Origin of the sequence: Yimella sp. NH-Cas1, assembly GCF_022359705.1 — a bacterium.
Taxonomy (GTDB): Bacteria; Actinomycetota; Actinomycetes; order Actinomycetales; family Dermatophilaceae; genus Yimella; species Yimella lutea.
The window spans coordinates 774568-796403 of the sequence record NZ_JAKSGG010000003.1 but is presented as its reverse complement, the minus strand read 5'-3'; the positions used below and the strand labels follow the sequence as shown (position 1 = coordinate 796403).

General features: G+C 67.1%; 25 protein-coding genes, 2 tRNA genes and 1 pseudogene. 9 read left to right on the top strand and 19 right to left on the bottom strand.

Going from position 1 to position 21836, the window contains the following annotated elements:
* Nucleotide 1: 1 nt before the first annotated feature.
* Nucleotides 2-1624 carry a DAK2 domain-containing protein gene (locus MF407_RS04190; RefSeq protein ID WP_239701425.1) on the bottom strand — a complete coding sequence of 541 codons (1623 nt, stop codon included), beginning with the start codon at nucleotides 1622-1624 and terminating at the stop codon, nucleotides 2-4.
* A gap of 244 nt (nucleotides 1625-1868) precedes the next feature.
* Between MF407_RS04190 and rpmB the strand changes: the two genes are divergently transcribed.
* Nucleotides 1869-2063: a 50S ribosomal protein L28 gene (gene rpmB, locus MF407_RS04185; RefSeq protein ID WP_129625701.1), complete on the top strand. Its 195-nt coding sequence runs from the start codon at nucleotides 1869-1871 to the stop codon at nucleotides 2061-2063.
* 82 nt (nucleotides 2064-2145) lie between these two features.
* Here rpmB and MF407_RS04180 read toward each other — a convergent pair whose 3' ends face one another.
* Together MF407_RS04180 and MF407_RS04175 are read right to left on the bottom strand one after the other, a co-directional pair.
* Complete coding sequence (locus tag MF407_RS04180; protein ID WP_239701424.1) at nucleotides 2146-2595, bottom strand: AIR synthase-related protein; 450 nt, start codon at nucleotides 2593-2595, stop codon at nucleotides 2146-2148.
* Nucleotides 2592-3098: an AIR synthase related protein gene (locus MF407_RS04175; RefSeq protein ID WP_239701423.1), complete on the bottom strand. Its 507-nt coding sequence runs from the start codon at nucleotides 3096-3098 to the stop codon at nucleotides 2592-2594. Before MF407_RS04175 ends, MF407_RS04180 begins: the two co-directional genes overlap by 4 nt.
* 93 nt (nucleotides 3099-3191) lie before the next feature.
* On the opposite strand from MF407_RS04175, the gene MF407_RS04170 reads away from it, so the two are divergent.
* Nucleotides 3192-3425, top strand: coding sequence for an Lrp/AsnC ligand binding domain-containing protein (locus tag MF407_RS04170; RefSeq protein ID WP_129625703.1), 234 nt, complete (start codon nucleotides 3192-3194; stop codon nucleotides 3423-3425).
* Nucleotides 3404-3853 carry a DUF3515 family protein gene (locus MF407_RS04165; RefSeq protein WP_239701421.1) on the top strand — a complete coding sequence of 150 codons (450 nt, stop codon included), beginning with the start codon at nucleotides 3404-3406 and terminating at the stop codon, nucleotides 3851-3853. The genes MF407_RS04170 and MF407_RS04165 overlap by 22 nt, the downstream gene beginning before the upstream one ends.
* A gap of 4 nt (nucleotides 3854-3857) precedes the next feature.
* On the opposite strand, the gene MF407_RS04160 is transcribed toward MF407_RS04165, so the two are convergent.
* Both MF407_RS04160 and MF407_RS04155 read right to left on the bottom strand, forming a co-directional pair.
* Nucleotides 3858-4955 (bottom strand): glycosyltransferase family 4 protein, encoded by a 1098-nt coding sequence (locus MF407_RS04160; protein ID WP_239701420.1) that lies wholly within the window; start codon nucleotides 4953-4955, stop codon nucleotides 3858-3860.
* Nucleotides 4956-4962: 7 nt separating this feature from the next.
* Nucleotides 4963-6114, bottom strand: coding sequence for a D-alanine--D-alanine ligase family protein (locus tag MF407_RS04155; protein ID WP_129625705.1), 1152 nt, complete (start codon nucleotides 6112-6114; stop codon nucleotides 4963-4965).
* Nucleotides 6115-6179: 65 nt separating this feature from the next.
* Here MF407_RS04155 and MF407_RS04150 point away from each other — a divergent pair.
* Nucleotides 6180-7248: pseudogene (locus tag MF407_RS04150) on the top strand (PLP-dependent transferase).
* Here the strand turns inward: MF407_RS04150 and MF407_RS04145 are convergent.
* On the bottom strand, nucleotides 7226-8227 hold the full coding sequence (locus tag MF407_RS04145) for an NAD(P)H-dependent glycerol-3-phosphate dehydrogenase (protein ID WP_129625707.1): 1002 nt from the start codon (nucleotides 8225-8227) through the stop codon (nucleotides 7226-7228). The pseudogene MF407_RS04150 and the gene MF407_RS04145 sit on opposite strands and share 23 nt — an antisense overlap.
* Nucleotides 8227-8949, bottom strand: a complete 723-nt coding sequence (locus MF407_RS04140) for a lysophospholipid acyltransferase family protein (protein ID WP_239701419.1) — start codon at nucleotides 8947-8949, stop codon at nucleotides 8227-8229. The genes MF407_RS04145 and MF407_RS04140 overlap by 1 nt, the downstream gene beginning before the upstream one ends.
* A 133-nt stretch (nucleotides 8950-9082) precedes the next feature.
* On the opposite strand from MF407_RS04140, the gene cofC reads away from it, so the two are divergent.
* Complete coding sequence (gene cofC / locus MF407_RS04135) at nucleotides 9083-9724, top strand: 2-phospho-L-lactate guanylyltransferase (protein ID WP_239701418.1); 642 nt, start codon at nucleotides 9083-9085, stop codon at nucleotides 9722-9724.
* 8 nt (nucleotides 9725-9732) lie between these two features.
* The gene (locus MF407_RS04130; RefSeq protein WP_129625710.1) at nucleotides 9733-9945 is read left to right on the top strand and encodes a hypothetical protein; all 213 of its coding nucleotides are present in this window, start codon (nucleotides 9733-9735) and stop codon (nucleotides 9943-9945) included.
* Nucleotides 9946-10009: 64 nt separating this feature from the next.
* On the opposite strand, the gene MF407_RS04125 is transcribed toward MF407_RS04130, so the two are convergent.
* The 3 genes from MF407_RS04125 to leuC all read right to left on the bottom strand — a co-directional run bounded on the left by MF407_RS04125 (nucleotide 10010) and on the right by leuC (nucleotide 12759).
* Nucleotides 10010-10471, bottom strand: coding sequence for an HU family DNA-binding protein (locus MF407_RS04125; RefSeq protein ID WP_239701417.1), 462 nt, complete (start codon nucleotides 10469-10471; stop codon nucleotides 10010-10012).
* Nucleotides 10472-10760: 289 nt separating this feature from the next.
* Entirely contained in the window at nucleotides 10761-11354 is a 594-nt protein-coding gene (gene leuD, locus MF407_RS04120) for a 3-isopropylmalate dehydratase small subunit (protein WP_239701416.1), read from the bottom strand.
* Between the two features lie 10 nt (nucleotides 11355-11364).
* Nucleotides 11365-12759, bottom strand: coding sequence for a 3-isopropylmalate dehydratase large subunit (gene leuC / locus MF407_RS04115; RefSeq protein ID WP_129625713.1), 1395 nt, complete (start codon nucleotides 12757-12759; stop codon nucleotides 11365-11367).
* A gap of 116 nt (nucleotides 12760-12875) precedes the next feature.
* On the opposite strand from leuC, the gene MF407_RS04110 reads away from it, so the two are divergent.
* Complete coding sequence (locus MF407_RS04110; RefSeq protein WP_141928976.1) at nucleotides 12876-13631, top strand: IclR family transcriptional regulator; 756 nt, start codon at nucleotides 12876-12878, stop codon at nucleotides 13629-13631.
* A 17-nt stretch (nucleotides 13632-13648) separates the two neighbouring features.
* On the opposite strand, the gene MF407_RS04105 is transcribed toward MF407_RS04110, so the two are convergent.
* The 7 genes from MF407_RS04105 to clpS all read right to left on the bottom strand — a co-directional run bounded on the left by MF407_RS04105 (nucleotide 13649) and on the right by clpS (nucleotide 17599).
* Nucleotides 13649-14248, bottom strand: coding sequence for a histone deacetylase (locus tag MF407_RS04105; RefSeq protein ID WP_239701415.1), 600 nt, complete (start codon nucleotides 14246-14248; stop codon nucleotides 13649-13651).
* A 74-nt stretch (nucleotides 14249-14322) separates the two neighbouring features.
* A tRNA-Glu gene (locus MF407_RS04100) sits at nucleotides 14323-14395 on the bottom strand.
* A gap of 80 nt (nucleotides 14396-14475) precedes the next feature.
* Nucleotides 14476-14547 (bottom strand) — tRNA-Gln (locus MF407_RS04095).
* A gap of 411 nt (nucleotides 14548-14958) precedes the next feature.
* Nucleotides 14959-16482 (bottom strand): glutamate--tRNA ligase, encoded by a 1524-nt coding sequence (gene gltX, locus MF407_RS04090; protein WP_239701414.1) that lies wholly within the window; start codon nucleotides 16480-16482, stop codon nucleotides 14959-14961.
* Between the two features lie 39 nt (nucleotides 16483-16521).
* Complete coding sequence (locus tag MF407_RS04085) at nucleotides 16522-16686, bottom strand: hypothetical protein (RefSeq protein WP_168990232.1); 165 nt, start codon at nucleotides 16684-16686, stop codon at nucleotides 16522-16524.
* 35 nt (nucleotides 16687-16721) lie between these two features.
* Nucleotides 16722-17306 carry a DUF2017 family protein gene (locus tag MF407_RS04080; RefSeq protein WP_239701413.1) on the bottom strand — a complete coding sequence of 195 codons (585 nt, stop codon included), beginning with the start codon at nucleotides 17304-17306 and terminating at the stop codon, nucleotides 16722-16724.
* Nucleotides 17306-17599 (bottom strand): ATP-dependent Clp protease adapter ClpS, encoded by a 294-nt coding sequence (gene clpS / locus MF407_RS04075; RefSeq protein WP_239701412.1) that lies wholly within the window; start codon nucleotides 17597-17599, stop codon nucleotides 17306-17308. The genes MF407_RS04080 and clpS overlap by 1 nt, the downstream gene beginning before the upstream one ends.
* Before the next feature lie 24 nt (nucleotides 17600-17623).
* Here clpS and MF407_RS04070 point away from each other — a divergent pair, with 24 nt between their 5' ends.
* On the top strand, nucleotides 17624-18955 hold the full coding sequence (locus MF407_RS04070; RefSeq protein WP_345770824.1) for a nicotinate phosphoribosyltransferase: 1332 nt from the start codon (nucleotides 17624-17626) through the stop codon (nucleotides 18953-18955).
* Here MF407_RS04070 and MF407_RS04065 read toward each other — a convergent pair.
* Nucleotides 18931-19104, bottom strand: a complete 174-nt coding sequence (locus MF407_RS04065; protein WP_239702846.1) for a DUF5701 family protein — start codon at nucleotides 19102-19104, stop codon at nucleotides 18931-18933. The genes MF407_RS04070 and MF407_RS04065 overlap by 25 nt on opposite strands.
* Nucleotides 19105-19116: 12 nt before the next feature.
* Between MF407_RS04065 and MF407_RS04060 the strand changes: the two genes are divergently transcribed.
* Complete coding sequence (locus tag MF407_RS04060) at nucleotides 19117-19701, top strand: isochorismatase family protein (protein WP_239701411.1); 585 nt, start codon at nucleotides 19117-19119, stop codon at nucleotides 19699-19701.
* Nucleotides 19702-19931: 230 nt separating this feature from the next.
* On the opposite strand, the gene MF407_RS04055 is transcribed toward MF407_RS04060, so the two are convergent.
* On the bottom strand, nucleotides 19932-21749 hold the full coding sequence (locus tag MF407_RS04055) for a 5'-nucleotidase C-terminal domain-containing protein (protein WP_239701410.1): 1818 nt from the start codon (nucleotides 21747-21749) through the stop codon (nucleotides 19932-19934).
* Nucleotides 21750-21836 lie beyond the last annotated feature (87 nt).

The following is a 21836-nucleotide window of genomic DNA, read 5'->3' as shown; positions in this document are numbered from 1 at the left end:
CTCACTCCACCCCGACGGCCAGAACATACGGGCCGCCGCCCTGCACGATCGTCACCTCGATGTCCGGGTGGGTGCGGCGCAGGCCGGCGCGCAGCGTGTCGGCAAGCGCGTCCGGCACCTTCTCCCCCACCACCAGCGTGACGATCTCGCAGTCGTGTTCGGTGACCAACGTCTGCACCACGCGCGCCGCCACAGGCAGAGCCTCGTGGCCGTACTCGATCACCTCGCCGTCGATGCGTCCCACGACCGCACCCTTCGGGCAGGTGCCGGACGGGGTCTCGAACTCCTCCGACGCGATCGTCAGGATGCCGGTCGACAGGCTCACGAGCGCATCGTCGACTGCTGCGATCACCTCCGCACCGGCCTGCTCGGGATGTGCGACGGTGAGGGTCGCCAGGAACTCGGTCGGTCCGGTCGAGCCGGGACGCATGACGCGGATGTCCTTGTCGCGCAGCGCTTTCTCGAGCGCGTCGGCGGTGCGACCGCTACGTCGTCCGTCAGCCACGAGCAACACCTCGGCCAGTCCGGTCTCGCGGACAGCCCGAACGGCGGAAGCCCGGGCGATGCGCCCGGCGTCACCGGTCACGACCATGCGCTCGTCCTGGCGGGCCAATTCGGCCAGGCCGGGTGAATCTGCGACGGCGACGACGAGCGTCTTCGTCTCGGTGGAAACAGGTACCGGGTGACGCGCAGTGATCTCGTCCTGGAAGCGGGTCACCTCGAACCGGTGCGGACGCCCGGCGTCAGCACCCGCGTTGAGGGCTGCAGCGACATCGTCGACATGCACGTGGACCGACCACACGTCGGGTCCCCCCGCCACGACGAGGGAGTCGCCGAGCCGGTCGAGGACACCTCGCAAGCGCGAAACGCGGGACTCGTCGGTCTCGGCGAGCATGAACATCACTTCGTAGCCGGGCCCCTCGATGCTCTCGCAATCGGAGTCGCGAATCGCCCCTTCGCCGGCGAGCCAGGACGGCGGTTCGCCGAGGCCCTTGATCGGCCCTGCGTCGGCCTCGATGACCCGACGCAACGAGTCGAGGAGTACCACGAATCCTGCGCCCCCGGCATCGACGACGCCGGCCTCCTTGAGCGTGGGGAGTTGGTGCGTGGTGTTGACCAGCGCGATCTCCGCGGCGCGAACTGCGCCGGTCACGACGTCCTCGAGCGAGCCGGAGGCCTGCATCGCGGCACCGTCGGCGGCGGCGCTCGCCACCGTGAGGATCGTCCCCTCGACCGGGATGCTGACGCTGCGCCAGGCGTAGTCCGCTGCCCGTCGCAGCGCATCGGCGAGTTGCCTTCCGGTCACGCGCTGGTCGGGAGATTCAGTCAGCACCTCGGCCACACCGCGAGCGACCTGGCTGATGATCACGCCGGAATTGCCGCGTGCGGCCATCAAGGTGGCCTGCGCGAGATCGCGCGCCGCCTGCACCAGGTCAGCAGGCTGGGTGAAGGCGAGCGACCCCATCGCACCGTCGACTGTCATCAGCAGGTTGGTGCCGGTGTCGCCGTCTGGTACCGGGAAGACGTTGAGCCGGTTGATCCGCTCGGCGTAGGTGGCGAGATCGGCGCGCGCGGTGACGACCCAGCGACGCAGGGCGTCGAGGTCGAGCGTTTCCAGCGCCATCTGTCTGTCATCCTTCGTGCGTGGGCCGACCGAGCGTTCAACGCAAGGAAGATTATCCGTCGCCGCCGACAGCACGTGACGCAAGCCACCCGACTCGCCCGAATCCGCCCCGGCCGACGGCCGGTTTGGTCATGTCCGGTCGCGCCGCTATCCTTGTGAAGTTCCCACGCGAGTTCCGGTCATTGCCGTGCGCCCGCATCCCGGGAACAAGAAGATTCTTATCGACCAACTTCAGGAGATCACCGTGGCTGCCACCTGCGACGTCTGCGGCAAGGGACCCGGCTTCGGTCACAACGTCTCGCACTCGCAGCGCAAGACCAAGCGCCGCTGGAACCCGAACATCCAGCGCGTTCGCGCGCTCGTGGGCGACGCCGGCGTGACCCCGAAGCGTCTCAATGTCTGCACTTCCTGCCTGAAGGCCGGCAAGGTCACCCGCTGACCCCCGCCTTCTCGCACTGAATCAGCCGACCCCTCGGGGTCGGCTTTTTCGTGCCCGTCGGCTCAACCACGTGTCGTGACGGCTAACCGGCGAAGTGGTCCCAACCGCCGCCCTGCTGGGCGCGCCCGTCGAGCGTGACGTCGCCACCTTCGACCACCTCGCCGATCGGGTACCAGTCGTCCGGCACCTTTCCCCGCGGGAAGGTCGCCAGGAGGGTGTGCTCCTCTCCCCCGGTCAGCACGCATGACCACGCGTCTTCGCCGAGCGCGATCAGGTGATTGACCAACGGACGCAGCAGTGCGCTGTCGAGATCGAGCCGGACGCCGGACGCCGTGGCGATTCGTCGGCCGTCACGGACCAAGCCGTCGCTGACGTCCATCATCGAGGTCGCCCCGGCTCGCGCAGCCTGGGGACCTGCGGCCAGGCGAGCGACCGGGCGACGGTGGAAGTCGACGAGTTCGGGGGCATGGTCCACATCGCCACGCTGCAACAGTCGCAGTCCGGCGTCGGACCGGCCGAGCAAGTCGCTCACCGCGACCACATCACCCACCCGTGCCCCGTCGCGGCGGACAGCCGGCACGTCCCGCAACTCCCCAGCGCCGTGATGCTGACCATGCGGACACCGTCGGGAGCCGAGCTCAGATCGCCGCCGAGAACAGCGACATTCTCGGCGCGGCAGGCGTCCGCGATTCCTTCGTTGAGGGCGCGGCACCACTCGATCGTCGTGTCACGTCCCGCGATGAGGGAGACCACGACACCAGTGGAGGTACCGCCCATCGCGGCGATGTCGGCGAGATTCTGGACGACGACCTTGTGACCCACCTCGTGCCCGCTGCTCCAGGCGTCCAGCCAGTCACGTCCGAGCACCATGGAATCGGTGGTGACGAGTACCGACCCGGTCGGCACCCGAAGCAACGCTGTGTCATCCCCGACGCCGATCATCACCTCGTTCCGGGTGGGTAGGGTCGCAAAGATGGTGGCGAGCAGTTCCTCCTCACTCGTCTCGGCGAGCGTGCGTCCACCTGCCGGGATCATTTCGGCCCTCTCCGTTGTCGGCTCAGGTCGCACGGTAGCGTCATGGCGACAGACCGAGGCTGCCCGGTAGGGCATCGAGCGAGCGGGAGAACCATGGTCCAGGCGTACATCTTGATCCAGTGCGAGGTCGGCAAGGCGCACGCGGTCGCCACCGCGGTCGCGCAGATCAACGGCGTCACGATGGCCGAGGACGTCACCGGTCCCTATGACGTCATCGCCCGGCTCGAGGCCGAGAACGTCGACGAACTCGGCAAGCTCGTCATCGCCCGCATCCAGGAAGTGCCCGGCATCACCCGCACCCTCACGTGCACCGTCGTCAAGGTCTGAGGCTCCTCGCCGCGTCGAGCGCGGCGACGTTCCTGCTCACCGCCTGCGGTTCGTCCGAAGTGTCGGTCACCAAAGCCGAGAAGGCTGCGAATCCATTGTGCGCCAAGGTTGCCCAGCACTGGCCCCAGAAGGTGGCCGGTCAGGAACAACGCGACGTCTCGACCTCCGGCGGTACCGAGGCCGCTTGGGGTGACCCCGCGATCATCGCCCGCTGTGGGGTCACCTCGCCGGGGGCCGACGAGCACTGTGTCGACGCGAACGGCGTCGACTGGGTGTACAGCGAACTGTCGGACGGTGCGGGCTTCGTCACGTTCGGACGTGAACCGGCGATCCAGGTGCTGGTGCCGTCCGACTACGCCGGGGACGCAATCGGCGCCTTCGCTGCGGCGGCGAAGCAGATCCCGCAGGGCAACAGGAAGTGCAGCTGACCGCTCAGCCGGCCAGTTGCCGGTAACGCCGCATCCACGCTCGAGCGACATCGGCCGCATCGGGAAGTTCAGCCGCTCGACGAATTCCACTGGCGCGCAGCGAATCTGCGAGAGCATCATCGGCGAGCACCCGCCCGAGAGCCTCCGCGAGCGCAGCCGCGTCACCCACCGGCACCAGGACGCCGGCGGAACCGACCAGGTCGGGAAGGCCACCGGTGTCGGTCACGACGCACGGCAACCCGCCGGCAAGTGCCTCCTGGACGACCAGCGAGCGAGCCTCCCACCGGCTCGGCAACGCGAGCACCGACGAGGCGGCGATGAAGCGCGGCACCTCGCGGCTCGCGCCGATGAGGTGCACCGGCAGACGCTCCGCCGAAATCCGTTGCGAGAGATACTCGGTCAGCTGCGTGTCGCCATCACCGACGATGACGAACGAGACGTTGTGATCCTTCATCCGGGCGGCGGCGTCGAGCAGTACCGGCAGGTCCTTCTGCGGTGCGATACGGCTGACGGTGAGCACCCACGCCCGATCGCCCGGAAGGCCGTACATCTGCGCGAGGTCCGCCTTGACCATCGCCGGGTCGCCCTGCCACGGGGTCAGATCCGGCGCCGCGACCTCGCTGAGCCGAGCGTCTGCACCGAGTGAGCGCGCACGCTCCACCAGGTCACTGCTCGCCCCGGTGACCAACTGCGCACCGGCGATCTGTAGACGCTCGACCGCGGCACCGCCCGTGGCCCGAGGACCGGACCCGAGGAGTGCGTTGTGCCAGGTGATCACCAACGGTGGCCGACGTCGAAGCCCCTGCAGGGCCAATGCGGCCTGCAGTCCGGCCTGGTGACCGTGGGCGTGCACGATGTCGGCGCCCGCACACAACCGACGCAGAGCAGGCAACCCGGCCGGCAGTGAACGTCCGCTCCGCAGGACCGGCCGCAGGACAACGGAATCCGGCAACGAACCGTCGAGCCTGCCGGCACTGCCAAAAGTGGTCGCGATCGTCACCGGCGAACCCGCGGCGGAGAGTTCGCAAGCGAGGCTCGCCACGTGGCCGGCGATGCCGCCGCTCGCCTCCGCCATCACCAGCAGGACGCGCGGACCGGTCATCGGCGGATCAGCGCAGTCCGACGCGACGGTGCAGCGCGAGTTCGATCAGCTCGGTGATCAGGCTCTGGTAGTCGACACCCTCGGCGTCCCACACCCGCGGGTACATCGACGACGGCGTGAAGCCGGGCATCGTGTTGATCTCGTTGAGGGTCAACGTGCCGTCGGGCGAGTAGAACCAGTCGACGCGGGCGAGCCCCTCGCAACCGGCGGCGTCGAAGGCGCGGATCGACTGCTCGCGGATTTCCTGCGCGACGGCGTCAGGCAGGTCTGCCGGGCAGGTGAGACGAGCGGAGTCGTCGAGGTACTTGGACTCGAAGTCGTAGAAAGCGTGCGTGCCCTCCGTCACGGTGATCTCGCCGATCCGCGAGGCACGGGGCAGGTCGCTTCCGCGACCTTCGAGGATGCCGCACTCGACCTCGCGGCCGTCGATCGCGGCCTCGACGAGCACCTTCGGGTCGAACCGGCGGGCCTCCTCGATGGCGGCTTCGAGCTGTTCCTGGGAGTCGACGCGGCTGACGCCGACACTGCTACCCGCGCGGGCCGGCTTGACGAACACCGGCCGGCCGAGCGCAGCGACCGGCTCCATGCACGCCGCCTTGTCGCGTTGCCACTCCTTGTCGGTGATCAGCACGTACGGGCCGACCGGCAGCCCGGCGGCACGGAAGACGACCTTCATCAGGTGCTTGTCCATCATCACTGCGGACGCCGACACCCCTGATCCGACATAACGCATGTCGGACAGTTCCATGAGGCCCTGGATGGTTCCGTCCTCACCGAACGGGCCGTGCAGCAGCGGGAAGACGACGTCGACGTCCCCCAGTTCGCGCGGCACGTCACCGGGTTCGCGCACAGTCAGCCCGCGACTCGCCGGATCGGTGCTGATCAACACCTCACTCGTGCCTTGCACGGACGGCGTGTGAGTTGCGGTGAGCTGCAACGGTTCAGGGTCGTCCGCCATCAGCACCCAACGGCCTTCGGCGGTGATGCCGATGGGCAGCACGTCGAACTTTGCGCGGTCGATGGACCGCAGCACGCTGGCAGCTGTCGCGCACGACACGACGTGCTCGGCGGAACGACCACCGAACACGAGGGCAACGACCGGCTTGCGATCGGTGGGCGCGTCGGTCGGCTGGGCTTCGGGCGCAGGCTGGGTACTCATCGCGCAGCAGCCTAGCCCGCGGACCGCCGCTCGCACGGAAGGCGCCGTCTGGGACGCTTTCGCCCATGAGCCAGCCGCACTCCCCCGCCACTCTGGTCGTCGGTCTCGGTCGCCCCGAGCGCACGCCGGGCGCTTCGGTCGGTCCGTCCGTCGAGTTCACCTCCACCTTCGTGCGGGGAGGCGACAACGCGTACGCCCGGTTCGGCAACCCGACGTGGAGCGCCTTCGAGGAGGCCATCGGCACACTCGAGGGTGGTTCGGCCCTCGCGTTCGCCAGTGGGATGGCGGCCGTGCGTGCCGCCGTCGATCTGGTTGCTCAGGGTGGAAGCGTCCTGGTGCCGCAGCACTGCTACAACGGCACGACCTCGCTGCTGCAGCAGCTGGAGGACGCCGGACGGCTCAGCGTGCGACGAGCCGACATCGCCGACACCTCGGCATACATCGACGCGATGGACCACGTCTCCATGGTGTGGTTGGAGTCGCCGACCAACCCGATGTTGGAGGTTGCCGAGCTGCCCGCCTTGATCAAGGCAGCCCGCGAGTCGGGTGTGATCACGGTGTGCGACAACACGTTCGCCACCCCTGCTGCAGAAGCCGCTCGAGCTGGGCGCGGACCTCGTCGTCCACTCCGCCACGAAGTATCTGTCCGGCCACTCCGACCTACTGCTCGGCGTGACGGTCACCACGAATCCCGAACTGCAGCAACGACTCCTGACTTCCCGGACACTCGGGGGCGCCATCGCGGGCCCGATGGAGGCCTGGCTCGCGTTACGCGGTTTGCGCACCCTGCACGTGCGCTTCGAGCGCGCGTGCGACAACGCGGCGCAACTCGCGACCCGCCTCGCCGAGCACCCCGTCGTCGAACGGGTTCGCTACCCCGGCTTCGGAGCGATGATCGCCATCGAGGTACGCGGTGATGCAGCGGCAGCGGAGAAGGTCGAGCAACAGGTCGAGGTCTGGCTGCCGGCGACCAGCCTCGGCGGCGTCGAGTCGATGGTCGAACGGCGCCGCCGGCACGCGTCCGAGCCGGTCACTGTCCCTCCGCAGTTGCTCCGCCTTTCGGTCGGCATCGAGGACGTCGAGGACCTCTGGGAGGACCTGGATCAGGCACTCAGCTCGTCTCGAGCTTCCTAGCGCGCGACATCAGCGCCGCCACGACCTCGCGGGTGCTGCGTCCCTCGTAGACGACGGCTTCGACGTTCTCCACGATCGGCACCTCGACGTCGAGCGATCGGGCGAGGTCGAGGATCGACTTACACGACTTCACGCCCTCCGCGACCTGTTTGGTGGCGGCGATCGTCTCCTGCAGCGTCTTGCCCTGCCCGAGTGCGTAACCGAAGGTTCGGTTGCGGGACAACGGCGAGGCACAGGTCGCCATCAGGTCACCCACTCCGGCGAGACCCAGGAAGGTCTGGGGATCGGCGCCCAACGCCGTGCCCAGACGGGCCGTCTCGGCGAGACCGCGCGTGATGAGGCTGGCAAGAGTGTTGTCCCCCATGCCCATTCCGGACGCCATGCCGCACGCCAACGCGATGACGTTCTTCGTCGCTCCGGCGATCTCGGTGCCGATCACGTCGCCGCCGAGGTAGGGCCGGAAGTACGGCGTGGCGCAGGCTTCGGCGACGCGAGCACGCATCCGCGGACTGGTGGACGCGACCACGGACGCTGCGGGCTGCCGCTGCGCGATCTCCTTGGCGAGGTTGGGCCCGGACACGACGACGACGCGTGCCGGGTCGATGCCGGCCGCGTCGGTGATCACCTCACTCATCCGCTTGCCGGTGTCGAGCTCGATGCCCTTCATCAAGGACACGACGGCCGCGTCCTCACCGATGTGGTCACCCCACCGGCCGAGGTTCTCGCGCAGACTCTGCGACGGCACCGCGAGCACGACGATTTGCGCACCGTCCGTCGCCTCGACGACATCGCTGGTAGCCCGGATGTTCTGGGGCAGAACGAGATCCGGCAGGTAGTCGACGTTCATGCGGTCGGCGTTGATGGCCGCGGCGAGCTCGGGTCGACGAGCCCACAGCATCACGTCCTGCCCGGCTTCCGCCATCACGAGGGAGAAAGCGGTACCCCAGCTTCCACTGCCCAGAACTGCGACGCGGGTCATCAGTGTTCTCCGTTCATGTCGTTCGACCGATCAGGTGCAACCTCACCACGTGCACGCTCGAGTTGCACGGTGATCGCGTCCATCAGGCGGGCAGTCGCTTCGCGAAGCACCCCGCCGGTCATCGGAACGCCGCGCAGATCGTCGAGGTCGACGGCCGCCCCTGCATAGACCTTGATCGTCTTGCGAGGCAGCAGTTTCGGCGTGACACCGCGGTAGGGGAACAGGACGTCCTGGGTGCCCCACATCCCGATCGGGATCAGCGGGCAGCCGGTCGACAAGGCGATTCGCGCCGCCCCGGTCTTACCGGGCATCGGCCACAGATCCTCGTGCCGGGTCAGGGTGCCCTCCGGCATTACGCAGATGCAGTCGCCGCGCTCGATCGCGTCCAGTGCCGCCTCGTAGGCCTGCACCGCCTGCGCGGACCCGCGCACGACCGGAATCTGTCCGGTGCCCGTCATCACCCGCTTGACCCCTGGCATACCGAACAGCGCCGACTTCGCGAGGTAACGGGGCGCCCGACCCTGGCTGATCAGGAACTGCGCCAGGGTGAAGCCGTCCAGGTAGGAGATGTGGTTCGCGGCGGCGACGAAACCACCGCTCTTCGGGATGTGCTCGCCGCCCTGCCAGTCGTGACGCCAGGTGCGCAGGAGCACCGGCCATAGCCCCTTGACGATGTTCTTGTACATCGGCGGGATGTCCTCACTGATCGTGGGATGCGCCACCGGACCTCCTCGTCTGCGTGCCTGCTTGCGTGTGCGACCACATCTTCGTGGGCGTGGACGTCGATGTCGACCGGTTGGGGGCATGCATCAGGGGTCGACGTAACCAACGGCACCATCTGGGACGATGAGAGGCGTGAGCCCCACTTTGACATCCACCTGGTTTCTGGTCCTGCCGGTGAAGAACACCGAACGGGGCAAGAGTCGGCTCACCCCGCCGGGCGGCGTGGCCCGCCGCGACCTCGCACTGGCGATGGCACTGGACACCATCGAGGTGGTGCTGCAGGTCGTTCCGGCCGCTCAGATCGTGCTGGTGACCGACGACCCGATCGTGCGCACCAACGCCGAATCGATGGCGATCAACGTCGTCGACGACCCGGGACGAGGACTCAACCCGGCCATCGAACTCGGCCTCGCCAAGGTGGGCGAGATGGCCCCGGGTGCGCCGGGAGCTGTCCTGCTCGCCGACCTTCCCGCGCTGACCCCAGACGCGCTCTACGAGGCGCTACGTGCCTGTGCCGCAACAGAATCCAGCATCGTCCCCGACGAATCCGGCGACGGGACGGTGCTGCTCACCCACCACGACGCCTCACGTCTCGTCCCCCGCTTCGGCACCGGTTCGGCCGCCCGGCACAGCCGCACCGCCAGCGTCCTGCGTCCCGACCTACCGCAGCTACGCACCGACGTCGACGACACCGAGGCACTCGGACGCGCCCGTCGTCTCGGCCTGGGGCCGCGGACCCGGGGGTTGCTCGACACCGCCCCCGAGGCAGGCTGAGGAGAGCCATGCAGGCCACCGTGCACCGCTTCGACCCCGACACCGCTTCGGGCAGCGTTCTGACCGACAACGGTCGCGAGATCGACTTCGGCGCAGCCGCATTCGCCAACACCTCACTGTTGCATCTGCGTCCGGGGCAACGGGTCAACATCGAGGTCGGCGCCTCCGGTATCAGCAGGATGTGGATCGAGGGCATCGGACCCGGTCAACGCATCCGCTGACCGACCGCAGACGACGGACCGGCCCCGCTCGCTTCGCGCGGGGCCGGTCTGTCGTTCGGTGCGACTACTTCTTGGCGGTCTTGCGCGTGGTCGCCTTGGTCGCGGTCTTCTTCGCCGGAGCCTTCTTGGCGGCGGCCTTCGTGGTGGTCTTCTTCGCCGGAGCCTTCTTGGCCGCCGCCTTGGTGGTGGCCGTGGTGCCGGCGGTGCCTGCCGACGCGCGGCCGGCCGCGTTACCGGTCTTCGGCAGCGAGCTCGGCTTGGCGACGACGGCCTTGAAGCCGGTGCCCGGCTTGAACTTCGGGACGGCGGTCTTCTTGATCGGCACGGTGTCGCCGGTGCGCGGGTTACGGCCGGTGCGCGCTGCCCGGGTGACCTTCTCGAAGGTGCCGAAGCCGGTGATCGTGACCTTGTTGCCACGTGCCACCTCACGGATGATCGCGTCGAGGACGGCGTCGACAGCGTCGGTGGCCGCCTTCTTGCCGCCGAGTCGGGTCTCGATGGCGGTGATGAGATCTGCCTTGTTCACTACTGACACCCCTTCGGGTTTCGGGCGCTCCGGCGAACCGGTGGGCGTTCCTGTCCGATGCGCCGTCCGTTCTCGCACGGCTCACTACAGACGTTAGGACCCGCGAGACTCGCAGGCAACCATTCAGAGCACGCAATACGTTGCGCCACAAGGACATTCGGACGTCGACCCCGCTGCACGAGCAGCACGGTCCGAATACCTGGACGATCCAACGAACTGGCGAATTCTTCTGCACGACAACGAAACACGCCCCGATCCAAACGGATCGAGGCGTGAATCGTCGTTGCTGTCAGGGAACTTCGACAGTGGGCTTCCAACCCGGACGGGATGATTCGAATTCCTCGATGGCGTGCGCGTGTCGCAGCGTGAGGCTGATGTCGTCGAGTCCCTCGAGCAAACGCCAACGGGTGTAGTCGTCCACCTCGAACGCGAACGTGTGCTCGCCGGCGGTCACTGTGCGCTCGACGAGATCCACCGTGACCTGCGTGCCCGGCTCGTTCTCCAGCAGCTTCCACAGCAGTTCGATGTCGTCCTGCGTCAGCTGCGCGGTGAGCAGTCCGGCCTTGCCGGAGTTGCCGCGGAAGATGTCGGCGAACCGTGAGCTGAGCACGACCTTGAAGCCGTAGTCCATCAACGCCCAGACCGCATGTTCACGCGACGATCCGGTGCCGAAGTCGGATCCGGCCACCAGCACCGATCCTTGCGCGAAGGACGGATTGTTCAGCACGAAGCTCTCATCGTTCCGCCACGCGGCGAACAAGCCGTCCTCGAAACCAGTACGCGTCACGCGCTTGAGGTAGACAGCCGGAATGATCTGGTCGGTGTCGACATTGCTGCGGCGCAACGGAACTCCGACGCCGGTGTGAGTCGTGAACTTCTCCATCGTCACTCCTTCAGTTCAGGTCGGCCGGGCTCGACAGGGTGCCGCGGACAGCGGTCGCGGCGGCGACCAACGGACTCACCAGGTGCGTCCGACCGCCCTTGCCCTGGCGCCCTTCGAAGTTGCGGTTCGAGGTGGAAGCGCTGCGCTCCCCGGGGCTGAGCTGGTCGGGGTTCATGCCCAGACACATCGAGCAACCCGCGAGGCGCCACTCGGCACCGGCGTCCTGGAAGACCGCGTCCAGTCCCTCGGACTCTGCCTGCAGGCGGACCCTGGCCGAGCCGGGCACCACGAGCATCCGCACACCGTCGGCGACCTTGCGACCCTTGATGACGTCGGCCGCCGCACGCAGATCCTCGATGCGCCCGTTGGTGCAGGAACCGAGGAAGACCGTGTCCACCGCGATCTGCTTCAACGGCATGCCCGGGGTCAGCCCCATGTACTCGATCGCTTTCTCCGCCGCGAAGCGCTGGTTGTCGTCGCCGATGCGATCCGGTTCCGGAACGCTCGCCGTCAACGGCAACCCCTGACCCGGGTTCGTGCCCCAGGTGACGAACGGGGCCAGGTCGGCGGCGTCCAGATCCACGACCGCGTCGAACTCGGCGTCGTCGTCGGTGCGCAGTTCACGCCAGGCCTCGACCGCGGCGTCCCAGTCGTCACCCGACGGTGCCTTGTCCCGACCCTTGAGGTACTCGAACGTGATCTCGTCCGGCGCGATCATACCGGCGCGTGCACCGGCCTCGATCGACATGTTGCACATGGTCATTCGCGCTTCCATCGACAACGAGCGGATTGCCGAGCCGCGGTACTCCAGCACATATCCCTGCCCGCCGCCGGTGCCGATTTTTGCGATGACGGCGAGAATGACGTCCTTGGCGGTGACGCCTTCGGTGAGTTCACCCTCGACGTTGATGGCCATCGTCTTGAAGGGTTTCAGCGGGAGGGTCTGTGTGGCCAGCACGTGCTCGACCTCACTGGTGCCGATGCCGAACGCGAGAGCACCGAACGCGCCGTGTGTCGAGGTGTGGCTGTCACCGCAGACGATCGTCATACCCGGCTGAGTCAGGCCCAGTTGCGGGCCGATGATGTGGACGATGCCCTGCTCGGCCGAACCCATCGGGTAGAGCTTGACGCCGAACTCCTCGCAGTTCGTGCGCAGAGTCTCGACCTGGGTGCGGCTGACGAGGTCGGTGATCGGGCCGGGGGTCGTCGGGACGTTGTGGTCCTCGGTCGCCAGCGAGAGGTCAGGCCGGCGCACCGGACGGCCGGCGAGGCGAAGTCCGTCGAAGGCCTGCGGGCTGGTGACCTCGTGCAGGAGGTGCAGGTCGATGTAGAGCAGATCCGGCTCTCCTTCGGCACGTCGTACGACGTGCTGCTCCCACACCTTCTCAGCGAGTGTGCGCCCCATGACCCATCCTTCCTACCGACTTCGCGTCAGACTCGTACCAGTTGTGATCAGCACAATCGCCGACCGATTTTGCAAATGAACTTGCGTCTCGCTCAATGAGACGGCAATATCATTACATGGACAACTCTAGCGGTGTCGGTGTCCTCGACAAGGCCGCCGTCGTTCTTGCGGCTCTCGAGGCAGGTCCCTCGACCCTCGCGCAACTTGTTGCGCACACCGGACTCGCCCGCCCGACGGCGCATCGACTCGCCGTCGCGCTCGAGCATCACCGTCTCGTCGCCCGCGACCTGCAGGGACGCTTCATCCTCGGACCGCGCCTGGGTGAACTTGCCTCTGCCGCAGGTGAGGACCGCCTGCTCGCCGCAGCCGGACCCGTGCTCGGCGCCCTGCGCGACCACACCCACGAGAGCGCGCAGCTCTTTCGCCGCCAGGGCGACCAGCGTATCTGCGTCGCGGCCGCCGACCGCCCGATGGGTCTGCGCGACTCGATCCCGGTCGGAGCCACCTTGTCGATGGCCGCCGGCTCGGCCGCCCAGGTACTGCTCGCCTGGGAGGAGCCGGACCGGTTGCACCGAGGCCTGCAGGGCGCGAAGTTCTCGGCGACGATGCTCTCCGGGGTCCGCCGGCGCGGCTGGGCCCAGAGCGTCGGCGAACGCGAGCCGGGGGTCGCGTCCGTGTCGGCCCCGGTGCGCAGCCCGTCCGGACGCGTCATCGCGGCCGTGTCCATCTCGGGTCCGATCGAGCGCGTGTCCCGCCAACCAGGACGCCTGCACGCGGCGACCGTCGTGGCCGGCGCGAACAAGCTGACCGAGATCCTCGCCCGGGCACACGCCGCACAGCAGCGTCCGCGTCCGTCGTCCGACGTGGGCTGATTCGCATCGCCCGGCGATCAGTCCTCGCCGGGTGCGCGCTGCGGGTTCTTCGGCGCAAGACTGGCCAGGTACGCAGCGATCGCAGCGTCGTCCAGGTGATGCGTCTCGCGCAGACCACGGGCGATGGTGTCGAGGTAACCCTGGCTCGGCGGGTTCAACGGCGGCCGGTGGTCGACCGGGCAGGTGAAGGTGACGACCGGGAGATCGTGGAGTTCGTCGACGACCAGGAGCCGCTCGTAGCGATCCATACCGAGTTCGTGCACCCGGTGCTGCCACAGCGGTTCGAGATCGAGATCGTCGCCGACGGTCCGGTGCATCTCCTGTGCCACGAGGTCGGAGAACTGGGTGTGCGTGATCAGATAAGCGGTGGCCAGAGCACGTCCGACGACCTCCGGGTCGTAGAACGCCACTCCCCCGCCCCAGGTCGGCGACTCCCAGGCGAAGAACACCGATCCCGGTAGCTCGATCGGACGAACATCGCGCGGCGGCGCGCAATCGCGGGAGCCTTCGTGTACGCGCTGCGCATCACGTGGCCGGCCGCCTTCGAGATAGTGCGAGAAACGCTCGGCGGACAGGTTGGAACCGTACGCCGCGTACCAGACGAGTTCATCGTTCACGACCGACGAGGTTACCGAGACAAATCCGCGGAAATGGCGAAACCCCCTGCAATGCAGGGGGTTTCGGCTACTTGTAGCCCCGACGGGATTCGAACCCGCGCTACCGCCTTGAGAGGGCGGCGTGCTAGGCCGCTACACAACGGGGCCGCACTTCGCGCCACTTGGCACGTGGAGGAACTTTACCGGAACGGCGCCGTTTCTCCGAATCGAGAACTGCTTCTCGAAAGCTGGGGTACCAGGACTCGAACCTAGACTAACTGAACCAGAATCAGTCGTGCTGCCAATTACACCATACCCCAAGGGGGTATCGACCTACTCGCACGTCCGGGCATTCAGCACGAACCTTCGAGTGGGGCGAACCGAGGAGCAACAGTACCGGAGCAGCGCGCCTTGCCCAAATCCGGGACGTCCCACATGCCTTCGGATCGCCACACCACTTCCCGCCGGCCGCACCGCGACCATCAGCTCGTGCGAAGCGCACCCGACGGAGTCGCACGACCACATACCCACCGGCTGGTCCTAGCGATCTGCACAGGGCTCGCCGACGCCGCCATTCCTAGCGTTTGAGCATGGAAACCGACGTGTCCTCGCGCCCTCTGCCCGGCAAGGTGCGCGGCACCACACCGAACGGCCGCCGTCGTCACCCCCACACATTCGCTCGGACGTGGGACTGGGCAGGTGTCCACTCAAACGCACGCAGGGAAAGTGACTCAGAGCTCGTCGCGCAACAGCTTCAACCGGTTCATCGTCGAGGCCTTGCCGAGGATCTCCATCGACTCGAACAGCGGCGGCGAGATCTTCTGGCCCGAGACAGCGGTACGCAGCGGCCCGAAAGCCAGGCGCGGCTTCACCCCGAGCCCCTCGACGATTGCCTCACGCAGTTCCTTCTCGATGCGCTCAGCGGTCCACTCGACGCCGTCGCCGAGCGCATCGCCGAGCGAACCACTGATCGGCTCCAGTGCATCGATCGCGGCGGACAGCACCTCCTTGGCGTTGTCCTTGAGGTCCTTGCGCGCGTCCTCGGAGATCTCAAGGTCGTCGTCCGGCACGTAGAACGGCTTCACCAGAGGCGTCGCCTCCGATAGCAGGACGATGCGCGTCTGGACGAGTTCGGCGACCCGCTGCAGGCGTCCGAGTTCGGGCAGCGACGGGTGCGCGTCGAGCACCCCGTCGGCGTGCAGGAACGGCAGCAGACGCGACGCGAAGTCGCCCACCTCGAGTTCGCGGATGTAGTGACCGTTCAACCAGTTCAACTTCTCCAGGTTGAAGATCGCGCCGGCCGGGTTGATCTTGCTCCAGTCGAAGCGCTCGACGAATTCCTCGAAGGTGAAGATCTCGCGCTCCGTGCCGTCTGCCTCGATGACCGGCGGGTGACCCTGCAACGCAAGGAAATTGACGAGCGCCTCGGGCAGGTAACCCTGCTCCTTGAACCAGGTGAGGCGAGCCCACGGGTTCTTCCGCTTGGAGATCTTGGCCTTCTTCTCGTCCCGCAGCAGCGGCATGTGCGCAAACTTCGGTGCCTCCCATCCCAGCCACTTGAACAGCAGCAGGTGCTTGGGGGTGCTGGAGATCCATTCCTGGCCGCGCACCACGTGCGTGATCTTCATCAGGTGGTCGTCGACGACCACGGCCAAGTGGTACGTGGGGAATCCGTCGGCCTTGAGGATCACCTGGTCGTCGGGCTTGGGCGCACTGGTGCGGCCCAGGATGAGGTCGTCGAAGGTGAGCTCGACATCATCGGGCACGAACATCCGGACGACCGGCGTCGAGTTGAAGCCCGGCAGTTCGGCGCGCTCTTCCTCGGTCTTGCCGTAGCAGAGGCGGTCGTAGCCGGTGGGCTGCTTCAGCTTCTGCTGACGCTCGCGCATCTCGGCGAGCCGCTCGGAGGAGCACCAGCAGTAGTACGCCTTGCCGTCGGCGAGCAGCTGCTCGACGTACGGCTTGTAGGTGTCCAGGCGCTCGGACTGGCGGTAGGGCCCGTAGGGGCCGCCCTTGTCGGGGCCTTCGTCCCAGGTGAGGTCGAGCCAGTGCAGCGTGTCGTACAACTGCTGCTCGCTGTCCTCACGGAAGCGGGCGCGGTCGGTGTCCTCGATCCGCAGGATGAACTGGCCGCCCTGCCGGCGCGCGAACGCGAGGTCGAACATCGCCATGTAGGCGGTGCCGACGTGCGGGTCACCGGTGGGCGACGGGGCCACACGCAGGCGGACAGGACCGGTTTCGGAATGCTTCGTCATGGTGAGCGCCATTCTAGGCGGCTACCCGCCCCTTCGACCTCAGCCGGCGGTGCGCGCTGCTTCGAACATCGAGTCGGGCGCGAGCACGGCGATGACGGTGCCGGTCGCGCACATCTCGCCGTCCGCGGCGAGGGTGATGTCGACGACCACCTTGCGCTCCTTCACCTGCGTCGGGGTACCACGCAGTTCGAGCTCGACCCCCATCGGTGTCGGTCCGCTCGCACATGGTGCTCCTTGGGTCAGTCGACGAGCGCGAGCGAGATGGTCTCCTGCAACCAGGTGAGAAACTCGTAGTAGTACATAAGGGTCAGCCTCGGTTCTTCCAACGCCTGCTCGGAATTGAGGTCGGCGTGCAGTTTGAGGCTGTCCTCGTCGGTGCGCAGACCGAGCCGCTCCCCCAGCGCAAGGCGGACGTCCGCGAGCGCCATCATCAACGTGACCGCGTCGCCCTCGGTGAGTTCGATGCGTGACTCGCGCTCGCAGACACCGGAGAGCAGGTCGATGGCGGCGGTCAGCTTTCGGGTCTTCTGCTCGCGCAGGTTGCGTTCGGTCGCGGCACGGAACTCGGCGCTGGCCTCGGGGTCGTCCCGGTGCCCGTCGGGCAGGATGCGGCGGACGACGGGGTCCCGTCCGGCCACCTCTCGAGGGTCGTACTCGTCACCGAGACCGGCCACCAGGTCGGTGAACGGGTCGCCCGTCTTCTCTGTCTCCTCGGGGGCGACCAGTTCGCGGGTCTGGTCGAGCAGGTCGATGACGACGCTGCGCTCGATGCGGTCCAGGACACCGACGAACTTCTTCCCCTTGCGGACGAACGCCTGTGCCATCACTCGTCCTTCTGGAAGGTCGCCCACAGCGAATACCCGTGCATCGCAGCGGTATCGGTCTCCATCCGCTCACGCGTGCCGTGCGAGACGACGGCGCGGCCCTCGTGGTGCACGGCCATCATCAGTTGCTCGGACTTCTCCTTGGAGTAGCCGAAGTAGGTCTGGAACACCCAGGTCACGTAGGACATCAGGTTGACCGGGTCGTTCCAGACGATGGTAACCCAGGGTTTGTCGATTTCTGTGCCGAAGTCGATCTCGACGACCTCTTCGACCTCGGGAGGAGCCACGGACACGCCTCCCACCATAGGGTGAACCGCGTGACCACGGAAAAGGATGTCGCCGCTGCTGCGAGCACGGCCCTGCTGACCGACCACTACGAGCTCACGATGCTTCAGGCCACCCTGAACAGCGGTGCCGCACACCGTCGGAGCATCTTCGAGGTGTTCGCCCGACGCCTGCCGGACGGTCGCCGTTACGGGGTCGTCGGCGGCACCGGTCGCGTCCTGGATCTCATCGAGCAGTTCCGGTTCGGGGATGCCGAACTCGAGCACCTGCGCCGCACGAAGGTCGTCGACGAGCCGACGTTGGAGTGGTTGGCGAACTACGAGTTCAAGGGCAACATCTGGGGCTATGCCGAGGGCGAGACCTTCTTCCCCGGCTCTCCTGTCTTCGTCGTGGAATCGACCTTCGCCGAGGGCGTGATCCTCGAGACACTCGTGTTGTCGATCATGAATCACGACAGTGCAATTGCCGCTGCAGCCTCCCGCATGACCGCTGCGGCCGACGGACGCCCTTGCATCGAGATGGGCTCTCGCCGCACCCACGAATGGTCTGCCGTCGCTGCTGCCCGCGCGGCGTACATCGCAGGGTTCGACACCACCTCCAACCTCGAGGCCGGACGCAGTTACGGCGTTCCCACCAAGGGCACCGCCGCACACGCGTTCACCCTCGTGCACGACAACGAACGTGAGGCCTTCCAGGCGCAGGTCGACTCCCTCGGCAAGGACACCACGCTATTGGTCGACACCTACGACGTCACCAACGCGGTGAACATCGCCGTGCAGGTGGCCGGCACCGAGCTCGGCGGTGTCCGCCTCGACTCCGGCGACCTGCTCGTGCAGGCCCGCGAGGTACGCAAGCAGCTCGACGACCTCGGCGCGACCGACACCAAGATCGTGGTCACCTCCGACCTGGACGAGTACGCGATCTCCGCGTTGCAGGCCGGGCCCGTGGACGCGTACGGCGTCGGCACCTCGCTGGTCACCGGATCGGGCGCACCGACGGCGAGCATGGTCTACAAGTTGGTGCAGCGGGAGGACGACAACGGCCAGATGGTCGGCGTCGCCAAGGCCAGCAAGGACAAGAAGTCGGTCGCGGGTCGCAAGTACGCGATGCGCCGGCTGAACACGTCCGGGATCGCGGAGGCCGAGATCATCGGCATCGGTGAGATCCCCGACGGCGACTCCAACGACCGGCACCTGATGGTGGAGTTGTTCAAGGACGGTAGGCGCGTCGACCACTCCGGGATCGAGGAGGCTCGCAAGCGGCACGAGCAGTCACGGGCCGAGCTGCCCGCCAAAGCGCTGCAGATGTCTCGCGGCGAGGCCGTCATCCCGACGATCTATCAGGACGAGTCCGCACGCTCCTGAGATCGGCCGCACCGACGTCGGATGCGTTCGGCAGCAGAGGCGAATCCCAGCCAGGAGTAACGGTTGTTCGCCCAGCACCAACCGAGCTTCGGTGCGTCGCGGCGCTCGCGTCCGCCGAGGTGTTCCCGCGCACGCGGCGATGACGCAATACCCTCGTTGTCATGACTCGCGCGCTGATCATCGTCGACGTCCAGAACGACTTCTGTGAGGGTGGTTCGCTCGCCGTGGCGGGCGGCACCCAGGTCGCGTCCGAGATCGCCGAGTACGTCAGAGCGCAGGGCGACGACTACACGACGATCGTGGCGACGGCCGACTGGCACATCGACCCTGGCACCCACTGGTCCGACTCCCCCGACTTCGTCGACAGTTGGCCGGTGCACTGCGAGGTGGGCACGGCAGGAGCCGACTTCAGGCCGGAGGTGCTGCCCGCGATCGAGCGCACCGACCGCACGTTCCGCAAGGGCGAGTACGAAGCGGCCTACAGCGGGTTCGAGGGCAAGAGCGAGGACGACGGGGCACTTGTCGACTGGCTGCGTTCGCGCGAGGTCTCATCCGTGGACGTATGCGGCATTGCCACCGACTTCTGCGTCAAGGCAACCGCACTGGATGCCAAGGCCGCCGGCTTCGACACCACCGTGCTGCTCGACCTCACCGCCGGCGTTTCATCCAGCACTACTGCGGACGCCTTGAGAGCGTTGCGCGACAACGAAGTCGGCCTGACCGGCACCCCCGTCGTCCGAAGCTGAACCCACCCGCCCCGGCCGCTGGTTCGGACAACCCGACACCACGTGGTCCCGTCCTCGTGTTTGTCACCGTGGTTTCGGCGCGGGCAACCTCGTCCCTCGGTTGTCCGGCTCAACCAGCGCGCGTTCGAACGAGAACACAACCGAGGACTAGCGCCCGATGGGTCCCCGGCGGCTCACCACGAAGGCCGCACCCGAACGGGTGCGGCCTTCGTGCTCACCGAGAATCGCTGCTATTCGGTGACGGTGATCGCGGTCGAGCCTGAGACCAGGCGCCAGTCGTCCGAGGCGAACAGCGGCGGGTCGATGACCTTGTTCGCGGTGACCCAGTCGATGAGCAACTGTCGGATCTCGACCTGCTGGTTGTAGATCACCGGCGCCGTGGTGACCCCCGGGAAGCTGCCGCCGCCGGAGGCGCGGTAGTTGTTGATCGCGATGACGAAGGTCGCTTCGTCGACCAACGGTTCTGCGCCGTACTCGAGGTTGCGGATGCGGTTGCCGGGAGCGGACGCGATGTCGATGTCGTAGGTGAGGCGCTCGTCCAGGCCGGCCACGATGTCGTAGTTGTAGTCGGGCGTGCCGCTCGGAGCCTGCGGCGTGGACGCGTTCGTGACCTGGTCGGCGGTGAACGGACCGGTGCCCGAGACCTGCTTGAAGTACTGAGCCGACGTCTCGAGATAGGCCCGAATCTGCTTGCCGGTCAACGTGATCGCCATCAGGGTGTTGTCGAAGATGTACAGGCCCGCGACGTCGCGGACGGTGACCTCACCGGCCGGAATGGCCGCAGCCTTGTTGAACGGGGCGGCGATCGACAGCACCGGCAGGTTCATGTACGGCGTACCCACGAGCGCGTCCTGCACCGCCTTCGCCTGCACGTAGTTGATGAAGTCGATCGCCGGTGTGTCCTCGTAGCGCGAGGTTGCCGCGGACATCGCGACCTTGCTGGTGCCGATCACGCCGTTGACGTAGGCGAGCACCTTCTGGTCGGCTGGGCCGACGAGGGCAGCGACCTTCGGGTCTTCGGGAACAGTGTTGGCATTCAACAGAGTTGCCGACGACGACTGCACCTGCCACTGGCCGCGCACCTTCACCAGGTCAAGGTCCATGACCGTCACCCGCATGCCCCAGTACAGCGGCTCGGAGAGCAGGACCTGCTTGCCGGTCGCCTTGTTGGTGACGTACCGCTGCGGGATCTCCTTGTGTGCGTGCCCGACGAGGATCGCGTCGATGTCCGGCACTTCTTCGGCCAGCACCGAGGACGCGTTCTCCAGGTACGGCAACGCGTCACCCCAGGAGGACGAGGTGTCGGCACCGGAGTGGGCCGACACGATGACGACGTCCGCACCCGCCCGCTTCACCTGCGGGATGACGACTTTGGCCTGCTCGACGATCCCGTTGAACCGCAGTTTGCCGTCGACGATCGCCTTGTCCCAGATAGACACACCGGGCGTCACCAGGCCGACGATGCCGACACGAATCGGCTTGTGCCCCTTCAGCTTCACCGTCTTGATGACATAACTCGGGTACACCGGACGACGGGTGTTCCAGTCGAGGGCGTTCGCGCAGAGCATCGGGAAGTTCACCTGGCGACGGAACTCGTCCAACGTGTCGAGTCCGTAGTTGAACTCGTGGTTACCCATCGCCGCGGCGTCGTACCCGATCTCGTTCATCGCCAACGCCATCGGGTGGGTCGACCCCTTGGTGATCGGGTCGATCTTCGCGTAGTAATACGCGAGCGGCGTTCCCTGGATCGTGTCACCCGCGTCGAGCGTGATGCAGGAGTCTGCGCCCCGCTCCTGCCGCATCGCCTTGATCAACGTCGAGCACTTGGCGGCGCCGATGTCGTTGTGGGTGCGGTCGTCGTACTCGGCGTTCTTGAAGTAGTCCCAGTTGAAGATGTTGCCGTGCAGGTCGGTGGTGCCGAGCACGGTGAGGCGGGCGCCGTTCGGCTTGGCCTGAGCGGACGGCGCGGACGCGGCGAACAAGCCGGCACCGCCGACCACCGCCATTCCGAGCATCTGACGGCGGGTGGTCTGCAACTTGTCGGACATGGTGCTCCAGGCTGTGCGGGCAGGGGTACCCATCGACGCTAGCCGCGCCTCACCGCCGGGAGAAGACCGGTCGGCAAAGCATGACGA